General features: G+C 52.0%; 16 protein-coding genes and 1 tRNA gene. 9 read left to right on the forward strand and 8 right to left on the reverse strand.

Annotated features, from left to right (window positions below; genetic code table 11):
• The first annotated feature begins 189 nt into the window (after nucleotides 1–189).
• The 4 genes from metG (at nucleotide 190) to NWE93_11605 (ending at nucleotide 4,236) form a co-directional block, all read left to right on the forward strand.
• Nucleotides 190–1,884 (forward strand): methionine--tRNA ligase, encoded by a 1,695-nt coding sequence (gene metG, locus NWE93_11590; protein MCW4000872.1) that lies wholly within the window; start codon nucleotides 190–192, stop codon nucleotides 1,882–1,884.
• A 185-nt stretch (nucleotides 1,885–2,069) separates the two neighbouring features.
• Nucleotides 2,070–2,741: a CehA/McbA family metallohydrolase gene (locus NWE93_11595; protein MCW4000873.1), complete on the forward strand. Its 672-nt coding sequence runs from the start codon at nucleotides 2,070–2,072 to the stop codon at nucleotides 2,739–2,741.
• A gap of 161 nt (nucleotides 2,742–2,902) precedes the next feature.
• Nucleotides 2,903–3,484: a LemA family protein gene (locus tag NWE93_11600; GenBank protein MCW4000874.1), complete on the forward strand. Its 582-nt coding sequence runs from the start codon at nucleotides 2,903–2,905 to the stop codon at nucleotides 3,482–3,484.
• Nucleotides 3,485–3,501: 17 nt separating this feature from the next.
• Nucleotides 3,502–4,236 (forward strand): TPM domain-containing protein, encoded by a 735-nt coding sequence (locus NWE93_11605; GenBank protein ID MCW4000875.1) that lies wholly within the window; start codon nucleotides 3,502–3,504, stop codon nucleotides 4,234–4,236.
• 4 nt (nucleotides 4,237–4,240) lie between these two features.
• Here NWE93_11605 and NWE93_11610 read toward each other — a convergent pair whose 3' ends face one another.
• Nucleotides 4,241–4,963: a glycosyltransferase family 2 protein gene (locus NWE93_11610; protein ID MCW4000876.1), complete on the reverse strand. Its 723-nt coding sequence runs from the start codon at nucleotides 4,961–4,963 to the stop codon at nucleotides 4,241–4,243.
• Nucleotides 4,964–5,221: 258 nt separating this feature from the next.
• Here NWE93_11610 and NWE93_11615 point away from each other — a divergent pair, with 258 nt between their 5' ends.
• Nucleotides 5,222–6,754, forward strand: a complete 1,533-nt coding sequence (locus NWE93_11615) for a glycosyltransferase family 39 protein (protein MCW4000877.1) — start codon at nucleotides 5,222–5,224, stop codon at nucleotides 6,752–6,754.
• Here NWE93_11615 and NWE93_11620 read toward each other — a convergent pair.
• The 4 genes from NWE93_11620 to NWE93_11635 all read right to left on the reverse strand — a co-directional run bounded on the left by NWE93_11620 (nucleotide 6,751) and on the right by NWE93_11635 (nucleotide 10,362).
• Nucleotides 6,751–7,194 (reverse strand): DNA-binding protein, encoded by a 444-nt coding sequence (locus NWE93_11620; GenBank protein ID MCW4000878.1) that lies wholly within the window; start codon nucleotides 7,192–7,194, stop codon nucleotides 6,751–6,753. The genes NWE93_11615 and NWE93_11620 overlap by 4 nt on opposite strands.
• Before the next feature lie 448 nt (nucleotides 7,195–7,642).
• Nucleotides 7,643–8,236 (reverse strand): molybdopterin-dependent oxidoreductase, encoded by a 594-nt coding sequence (locus tag NWE93_11625; GenBank protein MCW4000879.1) that lies wholly within the window; start codon nucleotides 8,234–8,236, stop codon nucleotides 7,643–7,645.
• Between the two features lie 48 nt (nucleotides 8,237–8,284).
• Nucleotides 8,285–9,388, reverse strand: coding sequence for a DNA polymerase IV (dinB, locus tag NWE93_11630; GenBank protein MCW4000880.1), 1,104 nt, complete (start codon nucleotides 9,386–9,388; stop codon nucleotides 8,285–8,287).
• On the reverse strand, nucleotides 9,373–10,362 hold the full coding sequence (locus NWE93_11635; protein MCW4000881.1) for a radical SAM protein: 990 nt from the start codon (nucleotides 10,360–10,362) through the stop codon (nucleotides 9,373–9,375). Before NWE93_11635 ends, dinB begins: the two co-directional genes overlap by 16 nt.
• 56 nt (nucleotides 10,363–10,418) lie before the next feature.
• Between NWE93_11635 and NWE93_11640 the strand changes: the two genes are divergently transcribed.
• Complete coding sequence (locus tag NWE93_11640) at nucleotides 10,419–11,702, forward strand: right-handed parallel beta-helix repeat-containing protein (protein ID MCW4000882.1); 1,284 nt, start codon at nucleotides 10,419–10,421, stop codon at nucleotides 11,700–11,702.
• Between the two features lie 346 nt (nucleotides 11,703–12,048).
• Here the strand turns inward: NWE93_11640 and NWE93_11645 are convergent.
• Nucleotides 12,049–12,125, reverse strand: a tRNA-Ile gene (locus NWE93_11645).
• 180 nt (nucleotides 12,126–12,305) lie between these two features.
• Here NWE93_11645 and NWE93_11650 point away from each other — a divergent pair.
• The 3 genes from NWE93_11650 (at nucleotide 12,306) to NWE93_11660 (ending at nucleotide 16,930) form a co-directional block, all read left to right on the forward strand.
• Complete coding sequence (locus NWE93_11650; GenBank protein MCW4000883.1) at nucleotides 12,306–13,700, forward strand: hypothetical protein; 1,395 nt, start codon at nucleotides 12,306–12,308, stop codon at nucleotides 13,698–13,700.
• 70 nt (nucleotides 13,701–13,770) lie between these two features.
• On the forward strand, nucleotides 13,771–15,282 hold the full coding sequence (locus tag NWE93_11655) for a hypothetical protein (protein ID MCW4000884.1): 1,512 nt from the start codon (nucleotides 13,771–13,773) through the stop codon (nucleotides 15,280–15,282).
• Nucleotides 15,283–15,517: 235 nt separating this feature from the next.
• Nucleotides 15,518–16,930, forward strand: coding sequence for a PQQ-binding-like beta-propeller repeat protein (locus NWE93_11660; GenBank protein ID MCW4000885.1), 1,413 nt, complete (start codon nucleotides 15,518–15,520; stop codon nucleotides 16,928–16,930).
• Here NWE93_11660 and NWE93_11665 read toward each other — a convergent pair whose 3' ends face one another.
• Nucleotides 16,931–17,407: a hypothetical protein gene (locus tag NWE93_11665; protein ID MCW4000886.1), complete on the reverse strand. Its 477-nt coding sequence runs from the start codon at nucleotides 17,405–17,407 to the stop codon at nucleotides 16,931–16,933. It abuts the gene before it with no gap.
• Nucleotides 17,408–17,413: 6 nt separating this feature from the next.
• On the reverse strand, nucleotides 17,414–18,544 hold the full coding sequence (locus NWE93_11670) for a hypothetical protein (GenBank protein MCW4000887.1): 1,131 nt from the start codon (nucleotides 18,542–18,544) through the stop codon (nucleotides 17,414–17,416).
• Nucleotides 18,545–18,674: the final 130 nt, after the last annotated feature.

Raw genomic sequence — 18,674 nt, forward strand, 5'->3', positions numbered from 1 at the left:
GGCGCCGGGGCGCATTGCAGGCTGGTTGTGCAATCAGCCACAAGCAGAACAACAAATTGATCTGCTAAGAGGGGCATCCTCTGCTTGCCGTACGCTTCTGCATAAAACCAGGCTCCAAAGCATCTCTATGATGAGCCACATAGCAATTTTAAATAGGGCGAACCTCAACGTTTGGTTGGAGAATCCACTTTGCCCCAGAAAGTTCTCGTAACATCCGCTTGGCCATACATAAACGCCATCCCCCACCTAGGCAACTTAGTCGGCTCCGTCCTATCCGCCGACGTAACCGCCCGCTACTACCGGCTCAAAGGCGCAGACACATTGATGGTCAGCGGCTCCGACACACACGGCACCCCCATGGAAGTCGCCGCCCTAAAAGAAGGCATAACGCCAAGGGCGCTAACCCAGCGCAACCACGCAAAAGTGGCTGAGCTGTTCCAGCGGTGGGACGCCAGCTTTGACAATTACACCAGCACCGAAAGCCCCGTGCATAAGGAATTTGTGCAGAAGACGCTTTTGGAAATTCAGAGGAACGGCTATATCTTCGCGCAGGACACGCAGATGCTTTACTGTGAGCGTGACCAGCGTTTCTTGCCTGACCGCTTCGTTGAGGGTAAATGTCCTTTCTGCGGCTGCGAGAAGGCGCGGGGCGACCAATGCGATAGCTGCGGCAAACTGCTTGAGCCCACAGCGTTGATTGAGCCGTACTGTACCATATGCAAAACCAAGCCAGTTGTGAAGAACACGCGGCACTGGTATATTGACCTCTCCAAACTCGAAAAGCAGCTGATAGAATACATAGAAAATAATCCTCAGCTTCCCTCTAACGTAAAATGCTTCAGCCTAAACTGGATTAAAGAGGGCCTTAAACCCCGCGCCGTCACCCGCGACGTCGAATGGGGCATACCTGCACCGTTTGAAGGCGCCGAGGGCAAAACCATCTATGTCTGGGTGGAAGCCGTGATGGGCTACATATCCGCCACCATCGAGCACAGCCAGCGTCTGGGGCAGCCTGAGAAGTGGCGCGAATACTGGCTCAACAAGGAAGCGAAAACCCTCTACTTTGTCGGCAAAGACAACATCCCATTCCACACCATCATCCTACCCGCGCTGCTTTTAGCTTCGGGTCAAGGCTACAACCTCCCATACAACGTTTCCGCCACCGAGTTTCTCCAGTTCCGCGGACAAAAAGCCTCCAAAAGCCAGCGGGTAGGCATCTGGATAGACGAAGCCTTAGAGATGTACCCGGTGGATTACTGGCGCTTCTTCCTCATCGCCACGCGCCCCGAAAGCAAAGACACCAACTTCACCTGGGAAGCCTTCCGAGAAAAAATCAACGCCGACCTCAACGACACATTTGGCAACTTCATCCACCGCACCCTCTCATTCATAAACAGCAAATTCGAGGCAACCATCCCCGCGCCTGCCAAGATGGAGCCCGAGGACCAGGCGGTTCTTGACTGCATCAAAGTGCGGGTTGAGGAGGCAGCTAAGCAAATCGAGGACGGCTGGCTCCAATCCGCCGCCAACACCCTTATCACGATAAGCCGCACCGGCAACCAGTACCTAAACACCAACGAGCCCTGGAACCTCATGAAGACCGACAAAGAGAAGGCAGGCACGATTTTCTATGTGGCGGCACAGGTGGTGAAGGCGATTTCGGTGGTTTCCGCTTCGTTTATGCCCCAGACCGCTCAGCAGCTCTGGCAGATACTGAATTTAGAGGGCAAAGTGGAGCAGCGGTGCTGGAGCGATGCGTTGGTGCCGCTTGAGGCGGGGCACAGAATACAGAAGCCGCAGCCGCTGTTTAAGAAAATCGATCTTGACGATGACAAACTCGACGAGCAGCTGGCGCAGATCAGGGGGAAAAAAGCAGCAAAATGAGGGAACGTTTTGCGAAGCACAAAGCTTCAACGAAAATTTCTCAGTTAGCGGGGATAGACCAACAATTATTTGAAAACAGAGATCCCTCGAAAGAATTGACAAGCATGCGAAAAGAGTGGTCAGAGGAATTTGATAAAAGAGTCAATAATTTTTAGTTGGCGAATGATTGTTGCGGAGCTGTTTTTATGACTATCAAAACCCTCGCCGACCTTCATGTCCACACCACCTACTCCAACGACAGTCTAATCACGCCTAAAAACCTCGTTTTCTACGCTAAAAAGCGGGGGCTCAACGCGGTCGCCGTCACCGACCACAACAGCCTAGATGGCGCCTACAAAATCGCCAAAGAAACTGACTTCCTCATCATCCCCGGCATGGAGGTTTCCAGCGCCGACGGACACATCGTTGCCTTAAACGTTAAAGAGCTTATTCCACGCGGCTTTAGCGCTCTTGAAACCGTTAAGCTGATCCATAAAGCAGGCGGCGTCGCCATTGCCTGTCACCCCTACGTTTACTTCAAAGGTTGCCTGCGCGAAAACGTCTGTGATGCTTTCGACGCCATTGAAGTCATTAACGCCCGGGCCTTCCCTTTTAAGGATAGCATAGCGAAAGCTGAGGCCGCGGCGCAGCGTTTTGGGCTGTCGAGGGTGGCGGGAACCGATGCGCATTATGGACCCCAAATCGGCTACGGCTACACCGAAATCATAGCTGAGGCTCCCACAGTGGATGCTATCATGGAGGCTATCGTTGCAGGGAAATGTAGTCCCCACGGATGCGCTGTGCCCTATTTTTTGAATGCCCAACAGCAAGTGCTTAGGATTAGACGGATGCTAAAGAAACTTGCAGCCCGCGCCTAACAGCGGTTGAAAATTTGTGGATTTTTTAGGCTGCGCGGCAGGTGACTTGTTTTTCATTCTTTTCCCTATGTCTGGGGCACTGCATGGCAGCCTTCTTTGGGGTATCTTCCGCATAATCAATATATTTATGGATTCGACTAACTTTGCAACCGGTGCTTTGCATGAAGATAAAAATTGTTGTTTCCGCAATCGTTATCGTTGCTGCCTTAATAGGTGCAGTTTTTGCAGGCGTCTACTTTTCCACCTACAATAACTTGGTGACGTTAAATGCTTCTGCCGATGAGAAGTGGGCGCAGGTTGAGCAGGAGCTCCAGCGCAGATACGACCTCATACCCAACGTGGTTAAAGCCGCCGAAGCCTACATCACCTATGAAGGCTCCATCTTGGAGAATGTCACGGGGCTGCGTAATCAATGGCTGGCTGCAAAGCGAAGTGGCAACTTGGATGCTATAGACAACGCCACCGCCCAGTTGGAATCAGGCATCTCCAGTTTGGTGGTGACTTTCGAAGCTTACCCTACCCTCCAAGCCTCCGATGTTGTTCAATCCTTAATGATTACGTTGGAAGGCACCGAAAACCGCATCTCCACCGAGCGCATGCGCTTTAACGAAGCCGTCCGAGACTACAACACAGCCATAGCGGTTTTCCCTGCGAATCTGTGGGTAGCAGGCTGGGGCTTTGAAGCCAAAACTTACTTCCAGGCGCAGATAGGCGCAACCGAGGTTCCCCAAGTTGACCTGTAGGTTGAGGTATAGACTGCTTGGTTAGCAAACGCTTTGTGGCATTAACTGCTGTTTTGCTTTTACTGTCCTCATCGTTTATGCTCCCGCTGTGCAGCGCCCAAATTGTTGATTCAGAATGGGCTGATGCGATAGATGCCTACTGCTATGAAGTTGATTATGACACGTCAGCGGAGATTGTGGTGTGTGTTTTTCCTTCGCTTACTGGACATGGCATAACCGATGGTTCCGGCAAAGAAATCACCGATATAGTGAAGCTGGGCGTTTACGTCTTTAACGATTTGCCGCTTGATGTTGCTGACGGAACCCAAACGGGGATTGGCAAGAAGGGCAAAGACAACGGCGTATTGGTGCTGGTGGCCCTTGAGGAGCGGCAGTGGCGCATCGAAGTGGGCTACGGCCTAGAAGCAGACATAACCGACATCGAAAGCAACCTGATTGCTCAGCAGTATCTGGTCCCCGCGTTTAAAAGCGCCGACTACGGTGAAGGCTTATACGACACCGTTGTGGCATTGGGGGCGCAGATTCCAGTCACAAATCAAACCCTCACTGACCCCCTCCGCGGCTACTACTTCTACGAAAGCACCGACACCCCAGCGTCGACGCCTACGCCCTTTTGGCTCCTTGACATCTACGGATTGCCCCTGTGGCTGGTAATCGTGCTCTTGGTGCTCGGTGTGGCCCTCCCCGTGTTTGGTGGACGCGCCAGAGGCGGCGGACGCTCAGGCGGCGGGGGAGCAGGCGGAAAATGGTAAAAGGCTAGGGGTTTAGGCGGAAAGACAGCATATCCATACCGATTTTTTTGCCGTCCCGCATCGGATTCACTTTTGAGCCGCCCCTGTTTCTCTCGCGCCAACAAACCGGAACCTCAGTGACGGGGTAGCCGAGTTGTTTGCATCGCACAATCATTTCGGTGTCAAAGAAGTAGCCGTCGGTTTTTGATTGACTCAGCACGGCTTGGGCGAGGCTGCGGTTCATGGTTTTAAAGCCGCATTGATGATCATGAATGCCGTCTAGGAAGAGCAGCCGCACAAACATGTTATATGTTAAGCTAAAGAGGGTGCGTGAGGCTCGGCGTTCCACCTGGGAGCCGGTGACGTGTCGTGACCCGATTGCCATGCCGCCTTTGCGCTTCACTACCTCGTAGAGTTTGGGTAAGCAGGCTAAGTCGGTGGCTAAATCCACATCCATGAAGGCTACGATTTTGCCGTTTGAGGCTTTTACGGCGTTTTTGATGGCTTTGCCCTTGCCTAGTCGGGTGGGTGAATGCAGCAGCCTAAGTGAGGGGTTATGCTGGGACATTTTGGCGACGATTTCGTCGGTGCCATCCGTGCTGCCGTCTTCGGAAACGATGATTTCGTAGGAGCTGCAGAATTTTTTTAGCGCCGCCTCCACTTCTCCTATGCACCGCTCAATCTGGACTGCCTCGTTGTAGGCGGGCAGCAGGATCGAGAGTTCCTTGTGGGGCGGTTGTTTCTTCAAGCGTGTGTACACCTGCGAGCTTAAAAAAGAAATGTGTCTTAGCCATAAATCACTTGCGTATATCTACGATTAAACCGCGGAGGCGTACATATCGCAAACTCTTTTTAGAGCCATACAATTATTCTCAACCTGAAAGAGGGGTCGCAAATCATCACTGAATCAGCCAGCATTAGCCTGCAGCCTAAAAGCCCCAGCAGCCGCTTTGTTGCCGCTCACAAGTACCGCCTCGCGTTGCTGGTGTTTCTGCTGGTTTTTGTTGTGGCTGCGTCGTATGGTTTGGGTTACATGTCGGTTCAGTGGGATGAGATGCCGCATCTCTTCGGAGGCACCCTGCTGAGCCGCGGGCAAACCTGGGAGTACATGACTACCTACGGCTACTACCCGCCCATCTTTGACATAGTCACCATGGGCTACTTCCATATGTTGGGCGTCAACGAGGTAGCGGGGCGGCTGGTGGCAGTGACGTTTGCGGCGCTCTCGATTTGGCTGCTTTTCGAATTCGCCAAGCGCAGTTACGGCCAAAAACAAGCCCTCATCGCAAGCGTGCTCTTGGGGACCATGCCGGGGTTCTTCTGGCTTAGCCGAGTCACCATGCTGGAAACCATGCTCATATTCTTCTTCACACTGGTCATGTTCAGCTTCTATGTTTGGCTAAGCAAACAGGGCAGCTACCGCGCGCTGGTATTCAGCGGACTCGCGCTGGGCATCGGCGTGTTGGCGAAGTACCAGATCATCGTTGCCGCCCTCGCTATGCTGCTTAGCATCCTGTTTCTGGCGCGCAAGCAGCTTAAGCTGAACATAGCCAAGTTTCTTCTCATCGTAGTCATTGTGGTGTTGGTTGCGGCGCCCTGGTTTGCGCTGATTTACCACTACAACGGCATGACCAAATTCGAAACCCTCCAGTACGTGATGAGCGAGGGCGGACAGGACCGACCTGCCTACAGCAACCGCTTCCAGCCCCTGCCCGTCTACTACCTCGTCGAGATGGCTTGGCCCTTCAACGACATCCCCGTGCACCCCATCACGCTGCCCATCTTTATCTTGGGGCTCTGCGGCCTTGGTATGTTTGCTTATCGGCGAAGCCGACAGGACATCTTCTTTTTGACCTGGTTTGTGGTGGTGTACGTGTTCTTTACGCTGATTCCTAATCGGCAATGGCGCTACGTGACGCCTCTTTTCCCGATTTTAGCCATTGCGGCGGCATGTTTTGTGATGTTTCTCTACGGCAAAGTCAAGGGTTGGCAGCCCCAGTTGCCCAGCCTCAAAGCGGAGCGGGCAAAGAAAGCTGCTGCCATCGCCTTCATCGCATTAATCGCCTCGGCGGTTGCTTACAGCGGCTATGAAGCCTACCGGATGACGGAGCGCGACCAAATCCACATCCCCGTGCAGGAAGCCACCCGCTACCTTGCATCCCATCTGGGCCCTAATGAGTCAGCTGCTTTGGTTTGCTCCTTTAACCTGCTTAGCCAGGATATGTTCCGCTTCTATTTGCCCGACAACATGAGCAGCTACCAGATTTGGCAGTACCCCGCGCTTGCCGTGGACGCCTTTAAACCCGATTTTGACATAGACGAGTTCGTGCAGCTCTGCGTGGACCGACGCGTAAAATACATTATCCTCTTCGACTATGGCATCAACACCAAATTCTTCAACACCACCCTCGACTACACTCAGGTGGAAATGATGATTTACAGCACCGGACGCTTCGGCGACCCCAACGACCAGCCGTTTTGGGGCGACTTCTACGGCAACATGGGCTACCGCATCTTCCTAGTGCGTTTCCTAGGCTAGCACTCTAAAAATTCAAAGCCCGTTTGCGTGTTCTTCTCGCGCCGTGCGGAGCCGCCTGCAAGTTCCAAGATGACGACTTCGCCGATTTGCCACACATCCACGCCCATCCGCACACAGCCCGTAATCGCGTTGTCGTTTCTGCCAAAACTCGCATGCATATGCAGCTTAGCGGCGCCTGATTCGTCGCGGAAAAGGGTGCCTACGCCGACGCCTTCATGTACGCCCCGCAGAAGCGTAACCATAGCCTGCGGCGGCATCGCTTTGCCGTCTTTGGGGCCAACCACCACTTTGCTTTGGTCTTCGGCTCCGCCTAGAAAGAAGCATAGGGCGCTTTGGATTTGTTTGTCGCTGGCGAATTTTTCGATGACTTCGTGGATGCGTTCGCCTTGGTGGAGGCGGAGTATGAAGATTCTTCCAAGGGTTGCCTCTGTGTAGTCCATGGTGTTCAGCTCTGGCTAAATTGATGGGTGGTGGACTATAAAAGAATTCAAGCCCCAACCGATGGTTTCCGGGCAACGGCTGATGGCGGATCTGAGCTGTGCCTCTATAGGCTTGTGGATAGAACCGCTATTGTGGGCTAATATGCGGCAAGTAAAGTATGGGAAGGACGAGTAAAGAAGGATTTCCGTTTAGATTCGTGCTATGTAGAGTAAATCTTCCTGTTCAGCGCAGACGAATTCCAGCCCGGATGCTTCTACATCGGTTTTTTGGGGAGTTGGGCGGCGCTTTGAAGTTTTTTTCGGGGACATATTTTTCGACCTCGTAAAGAGCCAACAGAGTATCAGAGTTGCCTAATAAACGTTGTCCCGTTTTTAAAACAGTCTTGCAGCCGCTTATTGCGTTGCAAACCAGATTCAGAATCCATATCTGGGTTTGGATTGCAAACCACTACACCTCATGCCGGAAGCGGTCGTTTCGCCACACATCCGCACTGTCACTATACCCCCGCTTCTCCCAGAAGCCCAGCATCTTGACCCTCGTAAAATGCAGCGCCACCACCCAAAGCGCACTCTTATAGGCATACTTGCTGGGCACCACCAGCCGCACAGGGAAACCGTAGCCCTCCTCGAGGGATTCGCCGTTGAGTCGATGAGCCAAAAGCACATCTTTGCCTTCCAGCTCGGTTCGGTACAGCGAGGTGGTGTAGCCGTCGGCGCACTCAAACGTCACCGCCTGCGCGGCGTCGTGTGGTTTGACGAGGTCTTCTATGTCGCGGACGCGCACGCCCTCCCAGCGGCAATCCAGCACGCTCCAGCCCTCCACGCAATGAAAATCGCTGACAGAGATGGTTTGGGGCAACGCCAAAAAATCCTTCCAGCCCAGCTTGACAGGTTTTTCTACTTCTCCGTCCACGGTAAGAGTGTAGGTGTCCAGGTTAAGCTGCGGGTTAGCCGCTGTGATGCCGGGGTGCTCGATGCCCCAGCGCAGAATATGGTCAGTGACATATTGATCAGGCGGCAGCCGCCCAGCTTGTTTTGCCAAAAGTCTTCCCGAAAATAGATGTCGCTTGAACCAGAAAAAGTTTACCCATTAAGATGAGCCAAAGAAACTCATCAGCGATTTCTGCTTATTTTCCTCTCTGCTAAAGCCTGAGACTTTGACACCGACGCGGCGGATTTCCAGCGGCGACTCAGCCAGAAACTTCTCAAACAGCGCCCGTACGTTGCGGCTGATGGTTTCTTTGTCTTTGGCGGGCTGCTCAAGGGTGACGCTGCGGGTTTTGCTTGACAAATCCACATTCACCACATAGATGGAGACGGTGCGGTAACTGTAGCCCTTCTCGTTGACTTCGCCGTAGACGATGTCTGTTAGCTCAGTGCACTTCTGCATGATGAACTCTAAGTCATGGGTGTCCTGCTTTAGGGTGCCGATTTTGCTGATGGATTCAGCCTCGCCCTGCTCGCGGACGGGTTCGTTGTCGACTGCGTTGGCAGCGTTGTGGAAGTAGATGCCTAAGGCTTTGCCGAAGACCTCGACGAGGCGCTGGCAATCAAAACGGGCAAGCTCACCGATGGTTCTGATGCCCATCTGCTCCATGCGCACCGTGGTTTTCTTGCCCACGCCCAAAAGGCGGTCCACGGGAAGCGGCGCCAAAAACGCTTCTGCCTCCTGGGGGCGCACGATGGTGAGGCCGTCGGGTTTTTGGCTGTCACAGGCTATTTTAGCCACCAGCTTGTTGGGTCCCACGCCGATTGTGAAGGATATGCCCACCTGCGTCTTCACGTCAGCTTTGATTTTATATGCGTATTCCGCTGCCCTCTCGTAGCTGCCTCCGACCTGCTCGGTGACGTCGAGGTATGCCTCGTCTACGCTGACCTGCTCGAGGCTGCTGGCGTAGCCGCGGAATATCTCCATGATGCGGCTGCTGATTTGCTCGTAGTACTCGTGGTCTACGTGGTAGAAGACGGCGTCGGTGCCTTCGAGTTTGCGTTTTGCCATAAACAGGGGTAGCCCCGATTTGACTCCGTAGCCGCGGGCGATGTAGTTGCTTGTGCTCACTGCGCCGCTTTCTTCGGTGCGTCCCGAGTAGACGCCGACCACGATGGGTTTATCCTTGATTTCGGGGTGCCGCAGTTCCTCGCATTGCGCAAAGAAGTAATCGAAGTCCGCAAGGAAAACTACCCGAGCTTGCATTGGTGGTCCTCCCGAGTTTTAGGCAGCATCCATGAGCCATCACACGCCGCCGTATTCAGTTGCGCTAGTCCTTCGCGGCAGACCCCAAACGCCATGCCCTCCGCAACCACCATATCCCGCACCTCATTAAGCAGTTTGAAGCGGTAATCTTTTGGCAACAGCACGCTGCCGCCGACACGCTCACCCAACTGGAAGTACTGGGGTTTTAGCGTTTCCATCAAGGCGGGGTACGCCGCCGAGAGCCGTTTCCAGCTGTCGGGTTTGGCTTTATACGTTGAGGCGGTTACGTGTTTGACGCCGATGGCGGCGAGGGTTTTGATGAGTTTTTGGGGTTGACTGTTAAGGTGGGGGATGAGGGGGTCGATGCGGACTGAGACGGGGACGCCAGCTTTTACTAAGTCCTGTGCGGCTCGGATGCGCTCCGACGGCGTGGGCGCGTTAGCCTCGATTTTTCTGGCAACCTCCGCGTCCTCTGTGGTTATGGTCAGCGCCACGGTAGCGGCTGCCTTGGCGAGGAGATCGTCGTCGCGGGTGACAAGGTTGCTTTTGGTTATGATTTGGATTCTGCAGTCGCAGTCCACCAGCACCTCAAGACATCGCCGCGTCAAACCCTCAGTTGCCTCAAGACGCGGGTAAGGGTCAGAGCTGTTGCATAGCGAGATGATTTCGCCATTTAGCTTGGATGCTTCTCGCCGCAGCTGGGGCAGGAGGTCTTTTTTGGGGTGGCAGTCACCGAAGTTGGGGATGTAGCTTGTGGCGTAGCAGTAGAGGCAGCCGTGGTTGCAGCCCGTGTAGGGGTTAAAGGTGAGTTTGGCTGGGCAGGTGCAGAGGCCGGAATGCCAGGGGTCAAAGCTTGAAATCAGCGGCACAGTTGTCCCTGAAGTAATATGGATGGGTTGGAAACAAAAAGCATTCGCTTCAACGGGGCGGGTTTGCCAAGCCAAGTTTGCATCAGCCACCACAGGATTAGTCAAGGTTTCTTGACGAAAACCCTTTAAAACAACCATTAGCTAGGGCGTGGGGATATGCCATGAAGTCAAAAGCGGTAGTTGCCTTATCACTTGCGGTGTCTGCTTTGATTTTAGCCCAAAGCCTCCTCTGTGCGGTGGCGAATTTTACTCCTCTGCCCGAGTTGCCCGCGCCCATCTTCATCCGAGCGGACGGCACCGTGGAGCCAGCGTCAGCGCCCATCCAGCGAGACGAAGACACCTACACGTTAACTGGCGACGTCAACAATACCATAGAGATTCAGTGCCCAAACATAGTGCTTGACGGCGGCGGCTTTAAAGTAACTCGACCCGACGTTAACACGGTGGGGCTTATGATGCCTGTGGGGTGGCTCCCCGGCGTCCACGTGGAGGGAACAAGCAACGTTAAGATTACAAATGTAGTTTTTGATGGCTGCGTGACCGGGGTAAGCATCGAGAACGCCACCGACGTCACAGTTAGCCAAAACACCATGAGGAACTGCAATAGCGGCGTGGTGGTGTTGTCCTCGTCGCAGGTTGATATAGTGGGCAACAGAATCCGCATACCCAACGAGTCTTTTGCCGTGGGAATCAACCTGCTGCCCCTAAACCCCGACTCATCCAACCCCAATCGCATAAGAATCATAGGCAACCAAATCGTCGGCTCCCTCACCGCGGCACCTGTACCGCCTGTTCCCCAACCTGACCAGCATGGCATCTGGGGCACCTACAGTGACTCGCAGATAACCTCAAACAGCCTAACACGCATCGACGGCATCGCACTCTACAACATGGCCTCAAACAACCTCGTCGCCGACAACAACTTTAGCGAAAACAACGAAGCCGTACTGGTGAACATAGATCCCGCGGGCTTTTTTGGCAACACATTCTGCGGCAACAACTTCGACCGCAACCTCGTCAACGTGAATATCCCCTACATCCGAAACTACGGCGCCGAAAGCAACCGCTGGGATAACGGTTCAGTAGGCAACTACTGGAGCGACTATACTGGCGGCGACGGCAACCTCGACGGCGTAGGCGACACCCCCTATCTGCTGCAAACCACCTACCCCGACTATGAGCAGCAGACAAACGTGACTGTGCTGGAGGGACAAGACAACTACCCCGCCATGGCGCCCTTTAACCTCTCAGGCATCCCTGATCAATCAGCGGGTCCAGTCGGCACAACAGCGGAGCCGTTTCCCCTGGTGCTTGCCGCAGTGGTCTTGGCTGCGTTGATTTTGGCGGGGGCAGGTTTGGCTGTTTACTTGAGAAAACGCCGCAAACCCGCATCTTCTGCTTCTGAAGTTGATTTTGGGTTAGTCCAGAAACCTTGTGTAAGTTAGTCAAGAAACCTTGACTAAGCTTAGTCAACAAACCTTGACAAAAACGCTTTTACTACATAAACGGCAAGCAACTTTCAGTGAAAAAGTATGCCTACAAACCACTATGTGATCAACCATAGACTTATCTTGAGAATACAAAAGAAAGGGCGCATTCTCTGCTTGATCTGTCACAAACCCATCCTTGAAGGGCAGCGGGTTGCCTGCCGCAAAGCCACCGCGGTTAGACATGAAGAATGCTACGAGCGGTCATTCATCTAGACCCCTCACCTTTTTTCTTTGGAAAACCAAATTCTATCCTCTTCTATTGTGCTTTGAACTGAAATAACTTGAATGAACCGAAGATGACTGGTGGGCCCGGCCGGATTTGAACCAGCGATCAACAGATTATGAGTCTGGCGCTCTACCTAGCTGAGCTACGGGCCCAAAGCATGCACTCTAATATTGCTATCCCAGATTGGATTTAAACATTTTCAGGAAAACATCACGACGGCAAGCAATTAACCGCAATTTTAACCACAAAGCGCCAGAAAACAAACGGAGCAAATGCGTAAATTAAATTAAGTCCCCTGCCCGCGGTAAAGGAAATCAATGGGAAGGGTATCTGTGAAACGGAAAATCATGTTGGCGGCGGCGATAGCGCTCCTAATCATTGTGGCAGCGGCATTATTTGTTACAACCGGATTGTTTAACGCGGAAGACGACGGGTTCTATGTGGGAGTAACGTTTGGCGGCGACCAGGTTTCTGATGCAAAACAGTTAATCGACAAAGTTAAAGGCTACACCAACCTCTTTGTGTTGCTATCAGGAGAAATGCAGGACAACATAACCGCAATCGATGAGGTCGGCGACTACGCGGTTAATTCAGGCCTGCATTTTATAGTGTATTTCGGCACAGACAAAGCATACCTGCTGAAGACGTGGCTTGAAGCTTACGATGGGCGTTGGAACCAAAGCTTTTTGGGATTTTATTATGGGGATGAGTTGTGTGGGAAAATGCTGGATGGGGAACGGCAGTTCTATGGTGAACCCGACAAAGGGGAGTCCTTCATGAAATATGCAGACGGCAAAATCTCCGGTTATCAGCTAATCACGACTTCTGGCACGGCATCTCTTACTTACTTCCCTGATGGGGCCATAAACGCACGGAATCTGAGTGCGCCCCAATCATTCGACGGGGAAACCTTTGCCACGTATTATCCCAACGGAACAGTCACCTCTACGACCGTAACATATGGTGAAAAATCGAGAACGGTGCCCTATGGACCAAACGTTCCCTACACTTACGAGCAACTATGGAGCGCCCGCCCCCTCCAGAGCTCCGATGAAGCCGCCCAAAAAATTGTATCTTCAACCAATCATATCCTGAACAGCTATCCCAAAGCCAACTACACCTATCTAACATCGGATTATGCTCTGCACTGGTTTGACTACCTTGGAGGCTACGACGCCGTGTTGGCACAGTTAGGTTGGAACCAAACGGTAGAAAAGGACATTGGGCTTGTCCGCGGCGCAGCAAACATGCAAAACAGAAGCTGGGGAACCATCATAACTTGGAAATACACCCAAGCCCCCTACTTAGCTGGAGGCCAAGAAGTTTATGACCAGATGCGTACCTCCTATGAATGCGGCGCTAAATACGTGGTTGTTTTTAACTACGCCGAAAACATGACTGGCCCCTATGGAACCCTGCAGGAAGAGCACTTTGGGGCGTTGGAGCGTTTCTGGCGCGATGTGGTGCAGAACCCGCTTGTTGGGTATGGCAGCGTTAAGGCTGAGGCCGCGTTTGTTTTGCCCAAAAACTGCGGGTGGGGGCTACGGAACATCGACGATACCGTTTGGGGTCTATGGACGCCCTCAGAGGAGTACCGGCAGTTTTGGCCTCGTCTGCAAGATGCACTTGCAAAGCATGGGGGAAGGCTCGACATAATCTACGACGACCCCGCATATCCATTTACCGATAAGTACTCGCAGGTTTACTTTTGGAATCAGACAGGGTAGGCGGATTTGGGAAAATGCAAATATCCAGTCGGTACATGTCTGTATCTGCGGTTGATGGGAGAGATAACCTTTGAAGAGAAACCTGATAGTTGCCTTCTCAGTTGCGCTTTTGGCGTTGATTGCCTCATCCACGCTATGCATCTTCCAGAGAGCCGACGCTCAAGCTGGCAGCGGCGATGACGACGCCTTCTACGTCGGCGTAACATACTGTGGCGACAGCGTCTCGGACGCCAAGCAGCTAATAGACAAAGTCAAAGACTACACAAACCTCTTTGTTTTGCAATCGGGCTCTCTTCAGAACAGCAACAGCTCAATCTATGCAATAGGAGACTACGCTGTTAGCTGCAACATGAGCTACATTGTCTATTTGGGCATAAACAACATTGCGCTGGCTGACAATTGGCTATCAGGTTACGACGACCGCTGGGGAAACCACTTCTTGGGGATATACGCTATCGATGAGCCGGGAGGGAAAATGCTGGATGGAGAAATGACTCTCTACAGAGGTGAGACTGACCCCTGGCTGAATAAGAGGGCGGATGGAAGCATTAATGGCAACGTGAAAGAATTTGGTTTTTCTGTAACCTACATGCGGAATGGCACCGTAAGCATAGACAACTATGACAGCACGTTACCATTTAACTACATAATTTACTATCCAAACGGAACCGTGGCTGGCAGCGCCTATGACAAAAATTTCAATTTCAACATCTCAGTTCTCAACGACACATCAAAGCTCCAATACACCTACGACGAATTATGGGCCGCTTATCCCCTCCAAACACAAAAAGACGCAAGGCAATACTATACCGGTTTTATTGGCACCGAAGTAAACCAGACCCGCCACTTCCAGAACACGACCCTAAACGTGATAACATCAGACTATGGGCTCCACTGGTACGATTATCAAAGCGGCTACGACGCCGTTTTAGCCCAGTTCTGCTGGAACGAAAGCACCACACAGGCCATAGCCTCCGTTAGGGGCGCTGCAAACTGCTACGGCAAAGACTGGGGCGCAATAATAACTTGGAAATACACAGAAGCGCCGTATCTGGCAAGCGGCGAGGAAATCTACCAGCAAATGAGCGCAGCCTACAGAAACGGCGCCAAATACGTTGTCCTCTTTAACTATGCCCCCGACATGAAGGGCGCCTATGGCACGCTACAAGAGGAGCATTTCGATGTGCTGGAGCAATTCTGGACTGATACCGTAAACAATGCCAGCGTAATCCGCGGGCAAGTCAAGGCTGAAGCCGCGTTCGTTTTGCCGCAGGATTTCGGTTCGGGGTTACGCAGACAGGACGATGTTGTCTGGGGGCTTTGGGAACCCACCGAGGGTGAGCAACAGGTCTGGCTGCAACTCCAAAACGCCATAGCAGAGTATGGAGAAAAACTAGACATAGTCTACAACGACACCGCTTATCCAGCAGTTGGGAAATACTCAGAGTTAATTTATCCGTCACAGGCGCTGCTTTCAGGTTGGCTTGTGATTACATTGATAATTGCTACTACGGCGGGTGTTTTGGTGGTTTTAATGGTTGCTAAACGAGTAAGAAAAAGAGGCAGCTTAGTCAAGCTTTAGTTTTAAGTTGATTTTACAGCAAAGAATAGTGCACTGCATAGCTGAGTTACAGTTCAAGTTGCATAGGTAAATATGCTGGCAAATTGGAGTTTTGGCCTTAACACAGTAGTGTCTAAATCACCTTGTGGCTGGTTAGTTTTTGCAGGGAGGTTGGTTCAGAAAATTAGACTAAGCTTTGTCAAGAAAATTATACAAAAAATCTTTTATTATAAAACGACGCCCACCTAAAGTAGCGATGAAGCAACTGAAATATGCAACTGCGTTCTGCATCGTCCTGCTTTGCAGCGGTTTCTATGTTGCCTACGTCGAGGCCGACTGGATAATGCCGCATGGAGACCCAACTAACAGCGGAGCAACTGATTTTGACCCAGTGTTAACGCCTTTTCAACTCTGGAACTACTCCACCCCCGGCGACCCCGTGAGTAATTCACCTGTTGTCGCTAACGGCGTTCTCTACATCGGATTGGAGGATGGCCTCTACGCGTTCAACGCGGCCAGCGGCGCAATTCTGTGGAAAAACAGGGACTACCAGATTTTTTCTACACCCGCCGTGGTTGACGGAGTAGTTTATCTTAACTCAAATTTCTCAACTAACGCTTTTAACGCTGCAAATGGGCAGTTGCTTTGGAAGGTCCAGCAAAATTCCCGCATTTACGCTGCCCCCACTGTTGTAGACGGGGTTGTATACAGTGGCTGCACAGGCTTTGATGACGCCGTGAATACACACTTTTTGGCTTTAAACGCATCCAACGGCAACCAGATTTGGAATTTGACTATTCAAAGTGAAGTCGAGGGGTCTCCGGCTGTTTACAACGGGATAGTTTACCTGAACGCGGGCTTCAGCGGATTATACGCTATGAATGCAAGTACAGGTGAAGAGTTTTGGACCTACAAAATAGAGGGCGCGGGGTCACCCGCAGTTGCAGAGGGGATAGTGTACGCTGGCAGCGTTGATTGTAACTTTTATGCTTTTAATTCCACCAGCGGCCAGATTATTTGGAGTTATAACACAACTGGCACCGATACGGGATGGAAAATCAGCGGAAGTTCCCCCTCCATCAAGTCGGGAGTAGTCTATATTTGCTCAGCTAACAATAACGTGTATGCCTTGAATGCCTCCACTGGCGCTAAAATATGGAACTACTCAACACAAGATGACATTATTGCATCTCCCGCAATAGCTAGAGATGTTATCTATATCGGCTCAGAAGATGGTAACCTTTACGCCCTAAACGCCACCGACGGCTCTAAACTCTGGAACTTTACCGCCCCTCGGTACCGCGACAATGGCTGGATCATCCAATCCACGCCGGCGGTGGACAATGGAAAAGTTTTCATTGGCTCATTTTACGGGTGCCTCTATGCTTTTGGCAACTCGCCGCCGCCACCTGACCCCACCAGTACCCCGAGCCCTACTCAGACAATTACAGCCACCCCAACACCGGAGCCAACAGCAGCGCCTACTGCTACGCCTGAGCCGTCACCCACGCCAAACTCAACAGCTACACCTATCCCTATTGCAAAAGATACACCCAAAGACGTAATCCAGCTGCTAAGGGATAATCAAGCGTTGATTGTGGTGCTGGTTGTTGTGGGCTTGGTAGTGTTTGGCGGCTTAGTGGTCGTCAAAGATAAGAGAAAAAATTAGTTAGTTTAGTTTGGGGTTCGGGTTTTGGTTGCTTTCGGGTTTGTTGCGTCGCCAGAGCAGGTAGCCTTCACCCAAAAACAGCCCCGCTGAGCCCGCCGTAATCGGCACCAAATACATAACCGCTAAACTAGGTGTTTGTCCTTGGAAGAGGAACTGGATTAGCAGGATGGCGACTTCTACGCTTAGGATGCCAAAGAAAAAGAGGGAGTAACAGAGTAGGCGGGGCACGAGGTTTTTGCCGACCCACACATGCCCGCTAACGCTGGCTTTCTCCTTTAAGACGTATGCGCCGTAGCTGTTCTTCTCGATTAAGCCGAGGTTTTCAAGCTTCTGCAGTTGCCGATAGGCGGTGCTTGGGCTGGAGAGGTTGGCGCCACGCATAACTTCTCGTGGACCCACAGGTTTGCCCTCTTTAACTACGAAAGCGTAGACGCTAAGGGTGTTGCCTTCGAGTTCTCCAGATTCCAAGTTCGCCATGACCTTTTAGCTCTCCTGGTTGAGTAATACTTCGCCGTATTGGTCTGTCTGGAATGTTTGGCTGCCGCTTAAGAGGTTGCAGTATCTGTAGTTGCCGTCCGATGTTTCTGTCAGGTGAACTGCTGTGAGGCTGGTTGACATTTTAGAGGTGTCATAGAATACGCCATTTATGGGTTGGTCATAGTCGTAGACGTAGCTGTATGCTGCAGCGTAGAGGTTAATTTTTTCTGAGGAGACGAGGTTTTGGATTTCGTTGCTGCCGACGTATAGGGTTCCCTTTACCTGTATTAGCCGTGACTGATGTGGCATCCAAGTGTTGTTAAAGTCGCCGTCTCCGCTCCAGATTACGAAGTTTTGGCTGTTGGTGCTGTTGGATAAGGTGCCGATTGAGGTGCCGCGTGGCCAGAACATGGTTGAAGTCTGAAGTAAAGTGCCGAATGATAGCACGCTTGTTTTGGGGTCTTCGATGCGTATTCTGCCTGTTACGTTTACCCAGGTGCCGTTTGCGTAGATTGTATCGTAGAATGTTAGCTTGTTTTCTGTGCTGTTGAAGTATTGGTACTGTTTGATTGGTACGCCTTCGATCCAGTAACCGTTTTCAGAAGCGTTCTCTGGAAGGTTAGGAATTGCCGTTGGTAAGCTGCTTACGTAGCTGACTGTGGCTCCTGAACCCCAGGGTGGAGTCATCACTTTGCCTAAGCCTTCAGGATGTGTTCCCGGTATCCAGGTGACGTTTAGCCATTTGCCGTCAAGCCAGAGTCCTTCGATTCGGCCTCCGAAAGAGTTGCTGCCGCTTCCTCCGCCCGATGAACTCGAGGTGCCCCCCTCCATTGCGCCTCTGATGAGGGTAATGTTTTGGGCTGCCGCAAAGTTCACCATGCCGAGTTTTGCTTCTATATCTGCCAGGCTTGTCACGTTAAGAACCACATTGTAATCCATTTGTTGCCTGCCGTATTCGTCAGGTTGACCTGTCACTTGGAAGTCTGCGTAGGCTACGTCAACGCCAAAGTCTGCGGTTGGTCCCTGTGGGATTCTGGGGAAAGGTATGATTTCGGTTGCTAATAGGGGAGTTGCGACTGCTACACCTATGCATAAAGAGAGGATTGCTGCTGCGAGGAATTTTGATGCGATTTTCATGTTTTTTCACTGCCTCCCCAATGGCGGAAGCGGGATTTAGCTCTGCTGACAGAACAAACCCGTTCCAGAGTGGAACACCAAACAAAAAGCCGCTTACAGAACAGAGAGGCTGCTATTGCCTCGTGGATTA

The sequence above is a fragment of the Candidatus Bathyarchaeota archaeon genome (genome assembly GCA_026014735.1).
GTDB lineage: Archaea > Thermoproteota > Bathyarchaeia > Bathyarchaeales > Bathycorpusculaceae > Bathycorpusculum.

Coding starts and splice junctions, on each gene's coding strand:
- NWE93_11595 (MCW4000873.1), top strand. CDS start 2,070: ATGACTATCAAAACCCTCGCCGACCTTCATGTCCACACCACCTACTCC.
- NWE93_11600 (MCW4000874.1), top strand. CDS start 2,903: ATGAAGATAAAAATTGTTGTTTCCGCAATCGTTATCGTTGCTGCCTTA.
- NWE93_11620 (MCW4000878.1), bottom strand. CDS start 7,194: ATGGACTACACAGAGGCAACCCTTGGAAGAATCTTCATACTCCGCCTC.
- dinB (MCW4000880.1), bottom strand. CDS start 9,388: ATGCAAGCTCGGGTAGTTTTCCTTGCGGACTTCGATTACTTCTTTGCG.
- NWE93_11640 (MCW4000882.1), top strand. CDS start 10,419: ATGAAGTCAAAAGCGGTAGTTGCCTTATCACTTGCGGTGTCTGCTTTG.
- NWE93_11660 (MCW4000885.1), top strand. CDS start 15,518: ATGAAGCAACTGAAATATGCAACTGCGTTCTGCATCGTCCTGCTTTGC.
- NWE93_11665 (MCW4000886.1), bottom strand. CDS start 17,407: ATGGCGAACTTGGAATCTGGAGAACTCGAAGGCAACACCCTTAGCGTC.
- NWE93_11670 (MCW4000887.1), bottom strand. CDS start 18,544: ATGAAAATCGCATCAAAATTCCTCGCAGCAGCAATCCTCTCTTTATGC.